Origin of the sequence: Pararhizobium sp. IMCC3301, assembly GCF_030758315.1 — a bacterium.
Taxonomy (GTDB): domain Bacteria; phylum Pseudomonadota; class Alphaproteobacteria; order Rhizobiales.
This window is the reverse complement of the sequence record NZ_CP132336.1, coordinates 3,707,340-3,721,155: the sequence shown is the minus strand read 5'-3', so window position 1 is coordinate 3,721,155 and position 13,816 is coordinate 3,707,340. Positions and strand designations below refer to the sequence as shown.

The following is a 13,816-nucleotide window of genomic DNA, read 5'->3' as shown; positions in this document are numbered from 1 at the left end:
CTACTGCGCCGAATTCCGCAACGCATCCCTGATCTGTTGTTCGATGCCAGCACCTGACCCCGGGCCATTTGTTGCTTCGCGCCGCGCTTTGCGCTCACGCAGGATGCGCAACTGGCGTCCGAACCATTCCTTTTCCAGAATATCCTGGTCCTGATTTTCGATGCGTTGCACTTCGCGCTCATACTCTCGCAGGGTGAGATAGGCGGCCAGGGTCGAGACATCAATTTCCCGGTCGGGGTTTTCCAGAGGTCCGCCAAAGCTGATGTCAATCTGAGGTGCAGCACCGGCCACGGCATCCTCTCCCGGGTCCATGCTCAGGGTCCATTCGCTTTCCATCAGGAAATTGGCCAGATCTATGGTGCCGCCGCCAAGTGCAGTTGCCGGACCGGCATCCACGGAGACAGAGCCTGCTCTGACCACACCGGAAACAATGGAAAAGACGCCTTCCGCCGAATTGAACGGCAACACTCCGGCATCGACATATTTGAGAAACTCCTGGCTGATTTTGGCTTCATCAAGTTCAAGGCCCGCATCAACAGCGCGCATGGTGCGGCGGAAGGCCAAAGGGTTGAAGTTGCGGAATTCGCCATTTTCGACAAGCAATGTGCCGCTACCGGTGAGGCTGGGCACAAGCGCGCTCATGGAATTGCCATTGCCTTCAAATTCGGCCGAAACATTCAGCGCGCCCAGAGCGGCGGCGCGGCCTTGCGGACGCCAGACCAGTTCTTCCAGCGCCGCGCCCGCCAGTGACAGACGGCCGTTCATAACCACAGAGCCGAGCGTGTTGCGGATATTGACCAGCCCTGAAAGAAGCCCGCCTGCAAAGCCTGCATCGATCACTTCCACGCCCAGATTTCCAGTGCGCGCCGTCAGCGTCACACTGGCATTTCTGGCGGTCAGTGTATCCGCAATTTCAAGCACTTGCGCGCGCAGCCCGACCGCCAGTTCCAGATTGGCCAGAGCCGTGACTGTAAAAGGGTTTTCAGACCAGATGCTCTTGTCAATGATGATCGCCAGCGGATTTTCACCAAGACCAAGAGACAGCAGCCAGGGCAGACTGAGGCGCCCAAGGGCAAAATCTCCGACCAGACTTGGCGTATCGTCAGTCAGATCCAGCCTCCCGCTTCCGCTGATGTCTGTGCCATTGATTTTGGCACTTGAAATCTCTGCATCCACCCGTCCGCCATCAAGGCTGATCTGCCCCGCCAGATCCACCGCGAGGTCCTGTACCAGGCCAAGCTCACTCTGCAGGGCACCGGCAAATGTGATGCCGCCCATCCGCAACAGCGGATTTAGGGAACCGGATTTAAGCGTCATTGATCCGTCAAAGCCAAGCGCGGCACCGTTTCCCGGCCTGATAAATCCCTCTGCATTGACCCGTGTCCCGGCAAGATCGGCCACGAAACTGGAAAAAACCCCGGCATCGAGCGAGCCCTGACCGGACAGGCTGAGTGCGCCCGGTATGGGGGTCAATGTGGGCTCAGCAGGAATAGCGAACTGACGCAGCAATCGGGCGGAATCTTCAGAATCCGCTGCCAGGGTGAATGTGATCTCGCCGCTTTCCATGACATCCGGGCGGCCAGTGAATTCAGCTTTCAGCGACAATGGAGATCCCCCGGCGGTTCCGCCGAGCTGAAGGTTGGCGCGAATTCCTTCGGGCCGCTTTTCAGAAGAAAACCTGACTGTCAGATTGGCAGGTGCCAGCGCCGGCGCAGCGATGATGATCGGGTCGTAGATCGGCAGATCTTTCATATAGGGTGATAATAATTTGACCAGACCGGACAAATTAGGCGCTTCAAGTTCAGCGGACATGCGGCCCACCGGATTGCGGAAAACATCCTCGAGGCGGCCGACAGCCGAAATATTGGCACCGGCAACGGCATCCATCTGAAAGCGCTTCAAATCCAGCACCGCATCAGACAGCGATGCTTCGACAATCACATCGCGGGCGTTGACGCCTTCGCTGACAAGGCGGGTTGCGCGCAGATTGATCGAGACATTGTCGGTAACGGCAGCCGCGGCGACCGCATCGCGGCCGGATAAAAGCCGCGTCAGATCATTAATCGCATCCAGATCAAGCCGGTCCGCATTGACGGTCATGGCCAATTGGCTGCGTGCGCCGAGCGGTGTCTTCAAATCCATCTCGCCGGACAGGGAATCCTGCCCAAGGCTGCCGGAAATACCTTCCAGCAGCAGATGTTCACGGCCAAATTCAGAGCGCGCCTGGAACCGGACTGCCGGTGGCGGTGTGCCAGGCACAGGTTGATCCGGCCGCGCCCAGACAGCAAAGCGGCCGGGCTCCAGCGAAGCGAGTTGCACCCGCCCCTTGAATTGCGGGGTTTTGGTCTGCGGATCTGTCGCCACCCGGCCGGAAGCAATAAATGCGGTGCGTCCGGGGAAACGCGCTTCAAAATTATCCACTCGCCAGCCGTCCCGATCATTGGACGCGTCAAAGGCCAGACGTTCAATAATGCTTCCGCCCAGAATAACTGAGCCGACATCAAGCCGCATGCGGCCGGCCACCCCCAGTTCGGTTGGCGTGGCCAGCGCCAGTTGGCCCAGCAGGCGCGATACCTGAGACGGTTTCGCCGGTTGCGAGGGACCACGGCCGATGGACCGGTCCAGATCTATCTGATCGGTGCGCAGGCTGATATCAAAGCGCGGCGTATCACCGAACAAAATCCGGCCGGTGCCCTCCAGTGTGGAAGCCAGACTGGGTGGGCCCATGGCAATGATGAATTCGGGCAATTCCAGATCAACCGATGTCAGGGAATAGCGCCCTTGCGAGCGCAGCGGCGGTTCCTGTATCTGCTCATCTTCCTCCGCGGAGGCGGCATAGGCATTGAATGTATAGGTCCCTTCATAGACGGGACCACCTTCTGCATTTGATAATTTGCCGTCCAAGGCCAGAGAGACCGGAGCATCTGTCGGACTGAGTTGCATAGTGACACGCAGATTGCCCAGATCGTCGGTTCGACCCGTGGCGACACGAAAACTGTTGGGCTGGCCCTGATAGCTGAAGCCGCCTTCAACACGGAACGGCCCGAGCAAAGACCGGGCACTGCCCTCGAAATTCACATTGTCCAGTTGCCAGGTATTGTCACGGCGGCCATCAGTCAGGCGCAAGGTGCCATCGGAAATCTGCACCCGGTCGAACATGACCTTGTCAGGATTGATCGCAGTCCGGTTGTCGGTCGTCAGCAGCCAGTCAAGACGCCCGGCATCGTCAATGGCACCGGATACAACCGGCCTTTCGGCAACCAGTTCGGTGATCTGAAACTCACCGCGCAACAGCGGCATGAGTTCCATCCTGATGCGGATTTCATCAATCCGCGCCAGTGCTTTACCCTCGGTCTCTCCGACCCTTACATCGGAAAAGGTAATGGCCGGCATCGGCAGAAATCGGGCGTCGGCTGCGCCGGCAACATGCACCGGATGACCCAGCGCCTTGGAGGCTTCGTCTTCAAAAATCCGCCGATAGGCAGTCCAGTCCACGAAAAACGGCCCTATCAAGCCGCCCAGCAGAACCAGAATGATCAACGTTCCGACAAAAATGTATAACTTATTCAGAACAGTGCTCCAAAAGGTGCCCGTGGCCAATGATGGCTACACGTTAAGACGCCTAAATTCGAATTCAACCGAATTCTTTGACTGGCTGCAGAGAAATCAGGTTGAGGACGCTTTGTCGCGGGTCGGCACGATCTTGCCGGGATTCATGATGTTCTGCGGGTCGATGACATGCTTGATCTGGCGGATAATATCAACGCCATGACCGATTTCCGCTTCAAGATAGGGAATCTTGCCCTGGCCGATCCCATGTTCTCCCGTGCAGGTGCCATCCATGGCAATGGCGCGTTTGTTGAGTTTTGACACAAAGCCGGCGGCGCGTGCCACTTCCTCGGCGTCGTCCATATCCACCAGCACCAGAACATGAAAGTTTCCGTCGCCGACATGACCGACAATGGGGGCTATAAATCCCAGTTCCTTAATGTCGGCTGCGGTTTGGGTGACACATTCAGCCAGCCGCGAGATTGGCACACAGACATCGGTTGAAATGCCTTCGGCACCCGGCCGCAGCCCCAGCGATGCCCAATAGGCATCGTGACGCGCCTGCCAGAGTTTTGTGCGCTCTTCAGCCTGAGCGGTCCAGACGAACTCTCCGCCGCTACAGTCTTTTGCAATCTCGCCGAACATTTCGGCCTGCTCGGCAACCCCGGCATCACTGCCGTGAAATTCCACAAACAGGGTCGGTTGTTCGCTCAGATGCAGATTGGAATAGGCATTGCAGGCTTTGACCTGAAGCGTGTCGAGAAGTTCAATTCGGGCAACCGGAATGCCGTATTGAATGGTTTGAATGACGGCATTGCAGGCGTCCTCGATGGTGGGAAACGGGCAGACACCACCGGAAATCGCCTGGGGAATGCCCTGTAATTTCAAAGTCAGTTCGGTGATGATGCCAAGCGTGCCCTCCGACCCGATCAGAAGCCGTGCAAGATCATATCCGGCTGAGCTTTTGCGCGCCCGGTTGCCGGTTTTCAGAATGCGGCCATCTGGCAGGACTGCGGTCAGATTGATGACATTGTCGCGCATGGTGCCATAACGCACCGCATTGGTGCCGGAGGCGCGGGTTGAGGCCATTCCGCCGAGACTTGCATCTGCGCCCGGATCAATCGGGAAAAACAGGCCGGTATCACGCAGATATTCATTGAGTTGCTTGCGGGTGACGCCCGGTTCGACCACGCAATCCAGATCATCAGTGTTGACAGCCAGAACACGGTTCATCTTTGACAGATCAAGCGAGATGCCGCCTTCGGGCGCATTGACATGGCCTTCCAGCGAGGTGCCGGTGCCGAACGGAATGATCGGGATGTTGTGTTCGGCGCAGATGCTTACCACAGCGGCGACTTCTTCTGTGGATTCAACAAACACCACCCCCTCCGGCGGCTGGTTTTTGATCCAGGACGTGGTGTGTCCGTGTTGCTGGCGCACCGCCGGGGCGGTCGAAAACCGCTCGCCAAAACGCTGTTTTAGAACAGCGTTGACCGTTGCGATGTCTCCGCGTGCCGTGTTCCGCTCAACAAAATCCGCTGACATTTGCTGCCTACCCTGTAAGTTGCATTTCGCTATCTGGTTAGCAAAGCAAAGCGACGATACCAAGCCATACTTGTAACGATCCGGGTATTGTCCCTTGACGCCGTCCAATTCGTCATGGTTTCTGACTGCTACACAAGGCCGGAACCCTGCTTCGGTCCGTCTGATTGGTTGGAAAAACCCTGTGGCAGCGCAGATCATACATTTCTGTTTTAACTCTGGAATCAGAGCCTTTCGCGGCTACGAAGACCGGGCCCGTCCGTGAGTGCGCAGATCAAACGCTTCTACGGGATTGCGCATGGCTGGATAGAGCCGAATTGGCGGGTGTTTACCAGTACCCGGCAGCCAGCCATATGGATTCTCGCCGTGGTCATCGGCTTTGGCGTGGCGGTGGCGGCGATTCTGTTTCGTCTGGCAATCGGGGCGTTTCAGTGGCTCTGGCTGGCGGACGCATCAGAACAGGTGACAACGGCAGCAGCACGAGTGCCGTGGTGGCTGATTCTCCTTGCGCCGGCAGCCGGCGGATTGCTGGTCGGACTGGTGTTGCAGTATTTTCACCCTGGACGGCGCACCGGAGGTGTGGCCGACGTGATCGAGGCCAGGGTGTCGGGCACAGAGAGCCTGGGGCTGAGAGCCGGTCTCAGAAGCGCGGTGCTGACAGCATTGTCGCTCGGCTCGGGTGCCAGTGCCGGGCGCGAGGGTCCTATCGTGCATCTGGGCGCAACCCTGGCGGCGGCAATTACACGTGGTCTGGGCCTGTCGGAAACCAGCCGGCGCACCCTGCTTGGATGCGGCGTTGCCAGTGCGGTTTCCGCCAGCTTCAATGCGCCTATTGCCGGGGTGCTGTTTGCCCTTGAAGTTGTTCTTGGCCACTACGCTACCACCGCCTTTGTGCCAATTGTGATTGCCTCGGTCTGCGGCACCATCCTGTCCAGACTGTGGATTGGAGATGTTGCCGCGTTTGAAATCCCGATCTATCAGATCACCTCCTATCTTGAATTTCCGGCCTTCTTCATTCTCGGCATTGTTTGTGCCCTGGTGGCAGTGATCTTCCAGTTCTCGCTGATCACCACCGACTATTTCGCCCGCCGCCTGACGGTGCCGTTTTTTATGCGCCCGGTTGTCGGCGGGTTTCTGGTGGGTGCGATTGCACTGATGTTTCCACAGGTTCTGGGCGTTGGCTATGAGGCAACCGATCAGGCTTTGAAGCAGCAATTACCGCTGTTTCTGATGCTGGCGCTGATCGTGGCCAAAACCGCAGCAACGTCAATTACCCTGGCGTCACGTTTTGGCGGTGGCATATTTTCCCCTGCGCTTTACATCGGCGCCATGACCGGCGGCGCATTCGGTATTATCGCCGCCAGCGCCTTTCCGGAAACGGCCTCCAGTCAGGGCCTCTATGCCATTTTGGGCATGGGTGCAGTGGCCGCCGCGGTCCTTGGCGCACCGATCTCGACGACGATGATCGTGTTTGAGCTGACCGGCGGTTACGGTCTGACCATTGCCTTGCTGCTGACCGTATCGGTTGCCGTTGGCCTGACGTTGGCTATTCACGGCCGCTCGCATTTCCACTGGCAGCTGGAAATGCGCGGTCTGTTCGTCAATGTCGGGCCGCATAAATATCTGGTGCAGAAGGTGCGCGTTGCTGAATTTCTGCTACCCCCGAACCTGGAAGAGGATGCCGAGTTTCTTGAAGAGGGCTACCGGTTTGACGGTGATACAAAAGTGCTTTTTCTGAAGGATACGCTGGAGAGCGCCTTGCGCACTTTTGACGAAACCGGCCAGAGCCGAATCCCGGTTGTTTCGAGCGGAAAAAACCCGTCCTTTGCCGGCTGGGCGTTGGAGGTCAAGGCGCTGGCCTATTTTAACGAAGCTATGATTGACGCCAATGTGGAAGAGCATCGCTAGCTGTCCTATCTTGACAGGATAACAACACAGCGAATCACAGCATCCATCATGGCCACACATTCCAAATCTTCTGTTACAGCGCATACGCCCAAGGCTGACGGGCTGGCTGCCCGGGCCACCGAGCGCGCTGCATCCGAACGGCCGGTGGCACCCTATCTGGACGGATTGAACGCCGAACAGCGCGATGCGGTTGAAAGCATTGAGGGGCCGCTGCTGGTGCTGGCGGGGGCGGGCACCGGAAAAACCCGGGTTCTGACCACCCGCATCGGCCATATTCTGGCGACCGGTCAGGCCCATCCCGGACAAATCCTGTCGGTGACCTTTACCAACAAGGCCGCCCGCGAAATGAAAGACCGGGTCGGCCGGCTGATCGGTGGCGCGGTCGAAGGCATGCCGTGGCTTGGCACATTTCACTCGATCGGCGTCAAACTGCTGCGGCGGCATGCCGAACTTGCCGGCCTGAAACCGAATTTCACCATTCTCGACACCGATGACCAGATCCGGTTGATGAAGCAGATCATCAAAGCGGCCAATATTGATGAAAAACGCTGGCCGGCACGCCAGCTCGCCAGCATCATCGACAGCTGGAAAAACCGCGGCTGGACACCAGACCAGGTGCCCAAGGGAAATATCGGAAGCTATGCCGACGGCAAGGCCGGTGCATTGTACAAGGCCTATCAGGACCGCCTGAAGGCCCTCAACGCGGTTGATTTCGGTGATCTTCTGCTGGAATGCCTGACACTTTTCCGCACTCATCCAGACGTGCTGAAGGACTACCACAGCCGCTTCAAATTCATTCTGGTCGATGAGTATCAGGATACCAATGTGGCACAATATATGTGGCTGCGGCTTCTCGCCCAGGGCAGTCGCAACATCTGTTGTGTCGGCGATGACGATCAGTCGATCTATGGCTGGCGGGGCGCGGAAGTTGACAATATTCTGCGCTTTGAGAAGGATTTTCCCGGTGCCAAAGTCATCCGGCTGGAACGCAATTACCGCTCCACCGGACATATTCTGGGGGCGGCTGCCGGGCTTATTGAAAACAATGAAGACCGGCTCGGCAAAACCCTGTTCACTGATACCGGCGAAATGGGACACCCGGTTATCGTCTCCAATGTGTGGGATTCCGAGGAGGAGGCCCGCGCCATTGGCGAAGACATTGAACAGCTGCAACGCGGCGGCCACGCGCTGAATGATATGGCGATTCTGGTCCGGGCGTCGTTCCAGATGCGCTCCTTTGAAGACCGCTTTGTAACCCTGGGCCTGAACTACCGGGTGATCGGCGGACCACGGTTTTACGAGCGCATGGAAATCCGCGATGCATTGGCCTATTTCCGCGCCACATTGCAGCCGGCGGATGATCTGGCGTTTGAGCGCATTGTCAACACGCCGCGGCGCGGTCTGGGAGATGCCACACTCAATTTGCTGCACGCCTTTGCCCGCAAACGGCAGATCCCGCTGATTGCGGCGGCCCATGATCTGGTTCAAACCGAAGAATTGAAGCCAAAGCCGCGCAAGGCGCTGGCCGATCTGGTGAATAATCTGGCGCGGTGGCGTGAGCAGGCAGAGCATCTGCCGCATACCGAGATCGGCGAGATTATTCTGGATGAGAGCGGCTATACGGAGATGTGGCAGAATGACCGTTCCGCCGATGCGCCGGGTCGACTGGAAAACCTCAAGGAACTGATCCGCTCGATGGATGAGTTTGAGAGCTTGGGCGGCTTTCTGGAACATATTTCGCTGGTCATGGATGTCGACACCAAAGAGGATTATGATGCTGTCAGCATCATGACGCTTCATTCCGCCAAAGGTCTTGAATTTAACACCGTGTATCTGCCGGGCTGGGAAGAAGGGCTGTTTCCTCATCAAAGAGCGCTTGATGAGTCGGGACGAAGCGGGCTGGAAGAAGAGCGCCGGCTTGCCTATGTCGGCCTGACGCGGGCCAAAAAATCCGCAAAAATCTGGTTTGTCTCGAACCGCCGCATTCACGGCACCTGGCAATCCTCGATTCCCTCACGGTTTCTCGACGAACTGCCGGAAACCCATGCCGAGATCAATGACAGTGGCTCCAGCTATGGCGGCTATGGGTCATCGGGCGCCGGATCCTATGGCGCAAGCCGGTTTGACACTCAGGATGCATTTCAAAATACCTATGCCACCCCTGGCTGGCAGCGCGCCCAGCAGCATCGCAAAAGTGACGAATTCAAACGTGGCAATAGCGGTCCGCGCACAATTGAAGGCGAGTTGGTGGCGAAAAGCGGGACTGCCGCCACCTCCGCCTTTACCCTTGGCGAACGGGTGTTTCATATCAAATTCGGCTATGGACTGATTGCCCAGATCGACGGCAACAAGCTGACGGTTGATTTCGACAAGGCCGGTCGTAAAAAAGTCGTCGACAGCTTTCTGGAAACCCACTGACCATGATCCAATCCCGAATTTCGCTGCGTCTGGACGCTCCTGAAGCCCGCCGCATCTACATCATGCTGGAAGCTCTGTTTGAAGATGACGGCTATGCGATGTCACATTTTGAAGTCGAATCGGACGCTCCGGGCCCGAATCAATGGAGCATCGATATTTATGTGCCTAAGGACGCGATTGATGAAGTTCTTGCCAGGCTGACTGACCGTCTCGGATCAGATGCGTTAGGCCTCCAATTCAACCAGGAGGATGTGGAAGATCAGGACTGGGTAGCGCTCAGCCTGGAAGGGCTGAAGCCGGTCAGTGCGGGCCGTTTTTTTGTCCATGGTGCCCATGACACAGCGCGCAGACCTGCTGGAGCAGTCAGCATTGAAATCGAGGCGGGTCAGGCCTTTGGAACCGGCCATCACGGCACGACAGCTGGATGCCTTGAGGCCTTGGAGGATTTGCTCCGGCGCAGGTCTTTCCAGAATATGTTTGATCTGGGCACGGGAACCGGATTGCTGGCGATCGCGCTGGCGAAGGCCTGCCATCAGCCAGTGCTCGCCAGTGATATTGATGCCGTGTCAGTCAAAATTGCCAGCGAGAATGCATTATTGAACCGGGTCGCCAATTGGCTCCAGATTATCGAGGCGGACGGGATGCACCACCCTGCGATTCGCGACAATGCGCCATTCGATCTGATTGTCGCCAATATTCTGGCCGGCCCCCTGATGCAGATGGCGGGTGAGATTGGCGGGCAGTTGGCCGCCGGTGGTTCGCTGGTCCTGTCCGGCATTCTGGACGAACAGGCAGACCGTGTGGTGGCGGCCTATATTGCCCGCAGGCTGAGGCTGCAGCGCCGTGCCTCACGGGAAGGCTGGACGACGCTGACCTTTCACGCTGCGCTCTGAAGACCCCTTCGGTGCGAACAGGATCAGGCATAAAAAAACCACGCCGGTCTGCCTGCTGGCAGTCCGGCGTGGCCGAAAGTCGCAGATAGACTGACTTAGAACGGGTAAATCGAAGAGCCTGCTTTTTCAAGCGCTTTGCGATTATAGCCGTGTTCGGTCAAAGTTTGGTCATCAAGTGTCAGAAGGTACCCATTGACGTAACGGGATACCTGCTTTTCCCGTGCGGAAACCATGCGGTCCATAACACGACGGAATACCGAATTTGAACCGGCGACACGAGCAGGGACATTTGTAAAAGAGGCAGTTGTAGCCATGTTCTTGGTCCTTAGCTGTCGAAAAACGTATAGAGCGACGCACTTTGTGTTGTCAGCGTGGGAGGGTCGCCGTCAACGTCTGGGAGGGAGTAAAGTGCGTCGCTCTGTTGTTGTGAATTTAGCTATCAGACCGGATATTTAAAGGCTTAATGCTGCATGCCAGCCTTGCGTTTTTTGCATATGCGAACAAATTGCGCCGCAATGCAGCATGGACTTCAGCTTTGACTTTCAATTATCGCCACGTCATACGCATCTCTAACCCCCGGAGTAGCAGGAGTTTCCATCATGTTTCAGTCCTTTGCCCGGCCTCCTGTTGAGAAGAGGCTGCTCGGCTCCAGAATGGAAAGCTTTGTCAAATGCCTGAAAGACAACGCGCTTGACGGCTATGTCATCGCTCATGCCGATGCGCATCAAAGTGAATATCTGCCTGCAGATCAGGAACGCCTGGCCTATCTGACCGGATTCACCGGCTCGGCCGGATGGGCCATCATTCACTCCGGAAAAGGCATTCTGTTTGTCGACGGGCGCTATCTGGAGCAGGCTGTGCAACAGATTGATGGCGACGTTTTCAGTATGGTAGATGTCTCTGCCACAACGCCGGCGAAATGGCTCAAATCCAATCTGAAACCCGGCCAGCGCATCGGCTATCACGGGTTTTACCTGACCATTGCGCAAGTGCGAAAGTTAAAGGAGGCCTGCCAGGCCGCCGGCGCGGAACTGGTTTCCTGTCCGGTTGATCTGGTCGATCAGAGCTGGGAAGCGGATGGACGGCCAGTGCCTGCAAAAGGCCAGGTTTTTCTGCAGGACGAGGCATTTTCCGGAGAAAGCAGCTCTGAAAAACTGAAAAGACTATCCGCCCAACTCGGCGAAAGCGGTGCTGATGCAGCGCTGCTGACGCTGACCGATTCGATTGCATGGGCGTTCAATATCAGAGGTAATGATGTGGCCCATAACCCGGTTGCCCTTGCCTTTGCGCTGTTGAAAAAAGATGCAAGACCGATCCTGTGGGTCGATGGCGAAAAACTGTCAAACTCGGTTCGCAGCAATTTGTCGCAGTCTGTCGACATTGAAGAGATTGCTGATTTTGGCCGCTCGCTGGAGGCGTTTGCGGAAACCAAGCCCGCGATCCTGATTGATCCGGACAGTTGCGCCGATGCTGTTCGCCTTGCGCTTCAGCGTGGTGGCGCAACCCTGATTGAGGGCACTGATCCCGTTGTGCCGATGAAGGCACGCAAAAATCCGGTTGAGCTGCAAGGCATGCGTCGCGCGCATCTGCGCGATGGTGCGGCGATGGTGCGGTTTCTGTGCTGGCTGGACCAGCAAGAGGCCGGCAGCGTCAGCGAAATTGATGCTGCCCGGAAGCTGGAAGACACCAGGCGTGAAACCGCCACTGCCGATGGTATGGAGCTTCGCGAGTTGTCGTTTGATACCATCTCTGCGGCCGGTGAGAACGCCGCGCTGCCGCATTACCGGGTGATGGAGCACCACAATGCGGTGCTGACAGACAATTCACTCTATCTGGTGGATTCCGGCGGGCAGTATTACGATGGTACCACCGACATTACCCGGACCATTGCCATCGGTTCGCTCGATGCGGAGCGCAAACAACGCTTTACGCAGGTGTTGCGCGGCCATATTGCCGTTGCCACAGCGCGCTTTCCCGGCACCACCACAGGGGCGCAGCTTGATACGCTGGCGCGTCTTCCGCTCTGGATGTCCGGCGCCGACTTTGCGCATGGCACCGGCCATGGAGTTGGTGCCTATCTGTGCGTCCATGAAGGCCCGGCACGGATTTCCAAAGCCGGTCATGTGGCGCTTGAACCGGGCATGATCCTGTCGAATGAGCCGGGATATTACAAACCCGGGCATTTCGGAATTCGGCTGGAAAATCTGTTGATTGTTGAAGAGGCCACAGCGGTTGACGGCGGCGATCTACCGATGATGGGCTTCGAGACACTGACTTTCTGTCCCTTCGACACGCGTGCGATAGAGCTGGATCTTCTCAGCGATCCGGAACTCGACTGGCTCAATGATTATCACCACGAGGTGTTTGAAAAGCTTATCCACATTGATCTGCTGAACCCGGAGGAAGTCGCCTGGCTGTCGCGGGCAACCTCGCCCCTGATGCGCAAAAGTTCAGAACAGATAGCGTAGTAGCGCCACTGTCGCCGTGGCAGACAGCACCACACCCAGCATGGAATAGCGCAAGCTCGCCAGAACTGCGACCGCAACTCCGGCCAGTTCCGGCAGTCCGGATGTAAAAGCAGCAGGAACCACAAGTGCGGTAATGACAGCTGCCGGAACAGCATCAAGGGCGGCTTCAAGCCGGGGGTTGATGCGTTTGAACCGGGACAAGATGACATGACCGCCAAAACGGGTCGCATAGGTCAGACCGGCTAAGGCGACAATTAACCAGATGATGTCAGACATTGCGGGCCTTGCCTGGCGTCAGGGCCAGAAGTTCCTTCGGTTTGCCACGCCACGCGGCATACAGGATGCCGGCAAACGCGCCACTTGCCACATGCCACGGCGGACCGACTGTCCAGTAAGCCAGAAGCGCTGCCAAGCCGGAAACAAGAACAACCGACAGCCAGCCATAACGCTGGCGAAAGCTCATCAGAATAGCGATGAAATATATCGGCAGGATGAAATCGAGCGCGATGACCTGCGGATTGGTCACCAGTTTTCCAAATGCTGCGCCCAGCCCTGATGCAAGCAGCCATGATATATAAAGCGGCAAAGCAAGGCCGAAATAGAACCAGGGGGTCAGTGGTTGCGACAGTGCTCGCTTCTCCGAAACCGCCCATTGCGGGTCAACCAGCAGCAGGAACGCCAACGCCTTGTTGAGCGGGCCGAAGCGGTGCATTTTGCGCCCCAGCGACGCGCTGTAGAGAATATGCCGGAAATTGACCGCAAAAACCGACAGAACAATCGTCCAGAACGGCAAAGGCGTGGCCAGCAGATCAATCGCCACCATCTGGCTTGCGCCGGCAAACACGGTGCTGCTCATGAACATTGTTTCAAACAGCGTCAGGCCCTTGGAAACAGCCGCAGCGCCATAAACTGCACCGAATGGCACCACCGCTGCGATGACCGGCAATGCCGCTTTTGCACCATCAGTGAATTCCCGGCGCTCGTTGATTTGTAGCTCACCAGCCGTCATGAAGAAAGTCCGAATAAGTCAGCAATGCT

The 13,816-nt window shown here is 57.2% G+C and carries 9 protein-coding genes; 4 read left to right on the top strand and 5 right to left on the bottom strand.

Annotated elements, in window-relative coordinates:
• Both RAL88_RS17880 and RAL88_RS17875 read right to left on the bottom strand, forming a co-directional pair.
• Positions 1 to 3,600 (bottom strand): AsmA family protein, encoded by a 3,600-nt coding sequence (locus tag RAL88_RS17880; RefSeq protein ID WP_306265310.1) that lies wholly within the window; start codon positions 3,598 to 3,600, stop codon positions 1 to 3.
• A 66-nt stretch (positions 3,601 to 3,666) separates the two neighbouring features.
• Positions 3,667 to 5,094 carry an FAD-binding oxidoreductase gene (locus RAL88_RS17875; RefSeq protein WP_306265309.1) on the bottom strand — a complete coding sequence of 476 codons (1,428 nt, stop codon included), beginning with the start codon at positions 5,092 to 5,094 and terminating at the stop codon, positions 3,667 to 3,669.
• Between the two features lie 258 nt (positions 5,095 to 5,352).
• Between RAL88_RS17875 and RAL88_RS17870 the strand changes: the two genes are divergently transcribed.
• From RAL88_RS17870 to RAL88_RS17860, 3 genes are read left to right on the top strand one after another with little or no spacing between them, the layout of a single operon-like run.
• Positions 5,353 to 6,999, top strand: coding sequence for a chloride channel protein (locus tag RAL88_RS17870; RefSeq protein ID WP_306265308.1), 1,647 nt, complete (start codon positions 5,353 to 5,355; stop codon positions 6,997 to 6,999).
• Between the two features lie 48 nt (positions 7,000 to 7,047).
• Positions 7,048 to 9,417, top strand: coding sequence for an ATP-dependent helicase (locus RAL88_RS17865; RefSeq protein ID WP_306265307.1), 2,370 nt, complete (start codon positions 7,048 to 7,050; stop codon positions 9,415 to 9,417).
• A 2-nt stretch (positions 9,418 to 9,419) separates the two neighbouring features.
• Positions 9,420 to 10,310 carry a 50S ribosomal protein L11 methyltransferase gene (locus RAL88_RS17860; protein WP_306265306.1) on the top strand — a complete coding sequence of 297 codons (891 nt, stop codon included), beginning with the start codon at positions 9,420 to 9,422 and terminating at the stop codon, positions 10,308 to 10,310.
• A 95-nt stretch (positions 10,311 to 10,405) separates the two neighbouring features.
• Here RAL88_RS17860 and RAL88_RS17855 read toward each other — a convergent pair whose 3' ends face one another.
• Positions 10,406 to 10,624, bottom strand: a complete 219-nt coding sequence (locus RAL88_RS17855) for a hypothetical protein (RefSeq protein WP_306265304.1) — start codon at positions 10,622 to 10,624, stop codon at positions 10,406 to 10,408.
• 285 nt (positions 10,625 to 10,909) lie between these two features.
• On the opposite strand from RAL88_RS17855, the gene RAL88_RS17850 reads away from it, so the two are divergent.
• Positions 10,910 to 12,778 (top strand): aminopeptidase P family protein, encoded by a 1,869-nt coding sequence (locus tag RAL88_RS17850; protein ID WP_306265303.1) that lies wholly within the window; start codon positions 10,910 to 10,912, stop codon positions 12,776 to 12,778.
• Here the strand turns inward: RAL88_RS17850 and RAL88_RS17845 are convergent.
• Together RAL88_RS17845 and RAL88_RS17840 are read right to left on the bottom strand one after the other, a co-directional pair.
• Entirely contained in the window at positions 12,761 to 13,054 is a 294-nt protein-coding gene (locus RAL88_RS17845; protein WP_306265302.1) for an AzlD family protein, read from the bottom strand. The two genes, RAL88_RS17850 and RAL88_RS17845, sit on opposite strands and share 18 nt — an antisense overlap.
• Positions 13,047 to 13,787 (bottom strand): AzlC family ABC transporter permease, encoded by a 741-nt coding sequence (locus RAL88_RS17840; protein ID WP_306265301.1) that lies wholly within the window; start codon positions 13,785 to 13,787, stop codon positions 13,047 to 13,049. Before RAL88_RS17840 ends, RAL88_RS17845 begins: the two co-directional genes overlap by 8 nt.
• Positions 13,788 to 13,816 lie beyond the last annotated feature (29 nt).

Coding starts and splice junctions, on each gene's coding strand:
- RAL88_RS17875 (WP_306265309.1), bottom strand. CDS start 5,094: ATGTCAGCGGATTTTGTTGAGCGGAACACGGCACGCGGAGACATCGCA.
- RAL88_RS17860 (WP_306265306.1), top strand. CDS start 9,420: ATGATCCAATCCCGAATTTCGCTGCGTCTGGACGCTCCTGAAGCCCGC.
- RAL88_RS17840 (WP_306265301.1), bottom strand. CDS start 13,787: ATGACGGCTGGTGAGCTACAAATCAACGAGCGCCGGGAATTCACTGAT.
- RAL88_RS17865 (WP_306265307.1), top strand. CDS start 7,048: ATGGCCACACATTCCAAATCTTCTGTTACAGCGCATACGCCCAAGGCT.
- RAL88_RS17850 (WP_306265303.1), top strand. CDS start 10,910: ATGTTTCAGTCCTTTGCCCGGCCTCCTGTTGAGAAGAGGCTGCTCGGC.
- RAL88_RS17845 (WP_306265302.1), bottom strand. CDS start 13,054: ATGTCTGACATCATCTGGTTAATTGTCGCCTTAGCCGGTCTGACCTAT.
- RAL88_RS17855 (WP_306265304.1), bottom strand. CDS start 10,624: ATGGCTACAACTGCCTCTTTTACAAATGTCCCTGCTCGTGTCGCCGGT.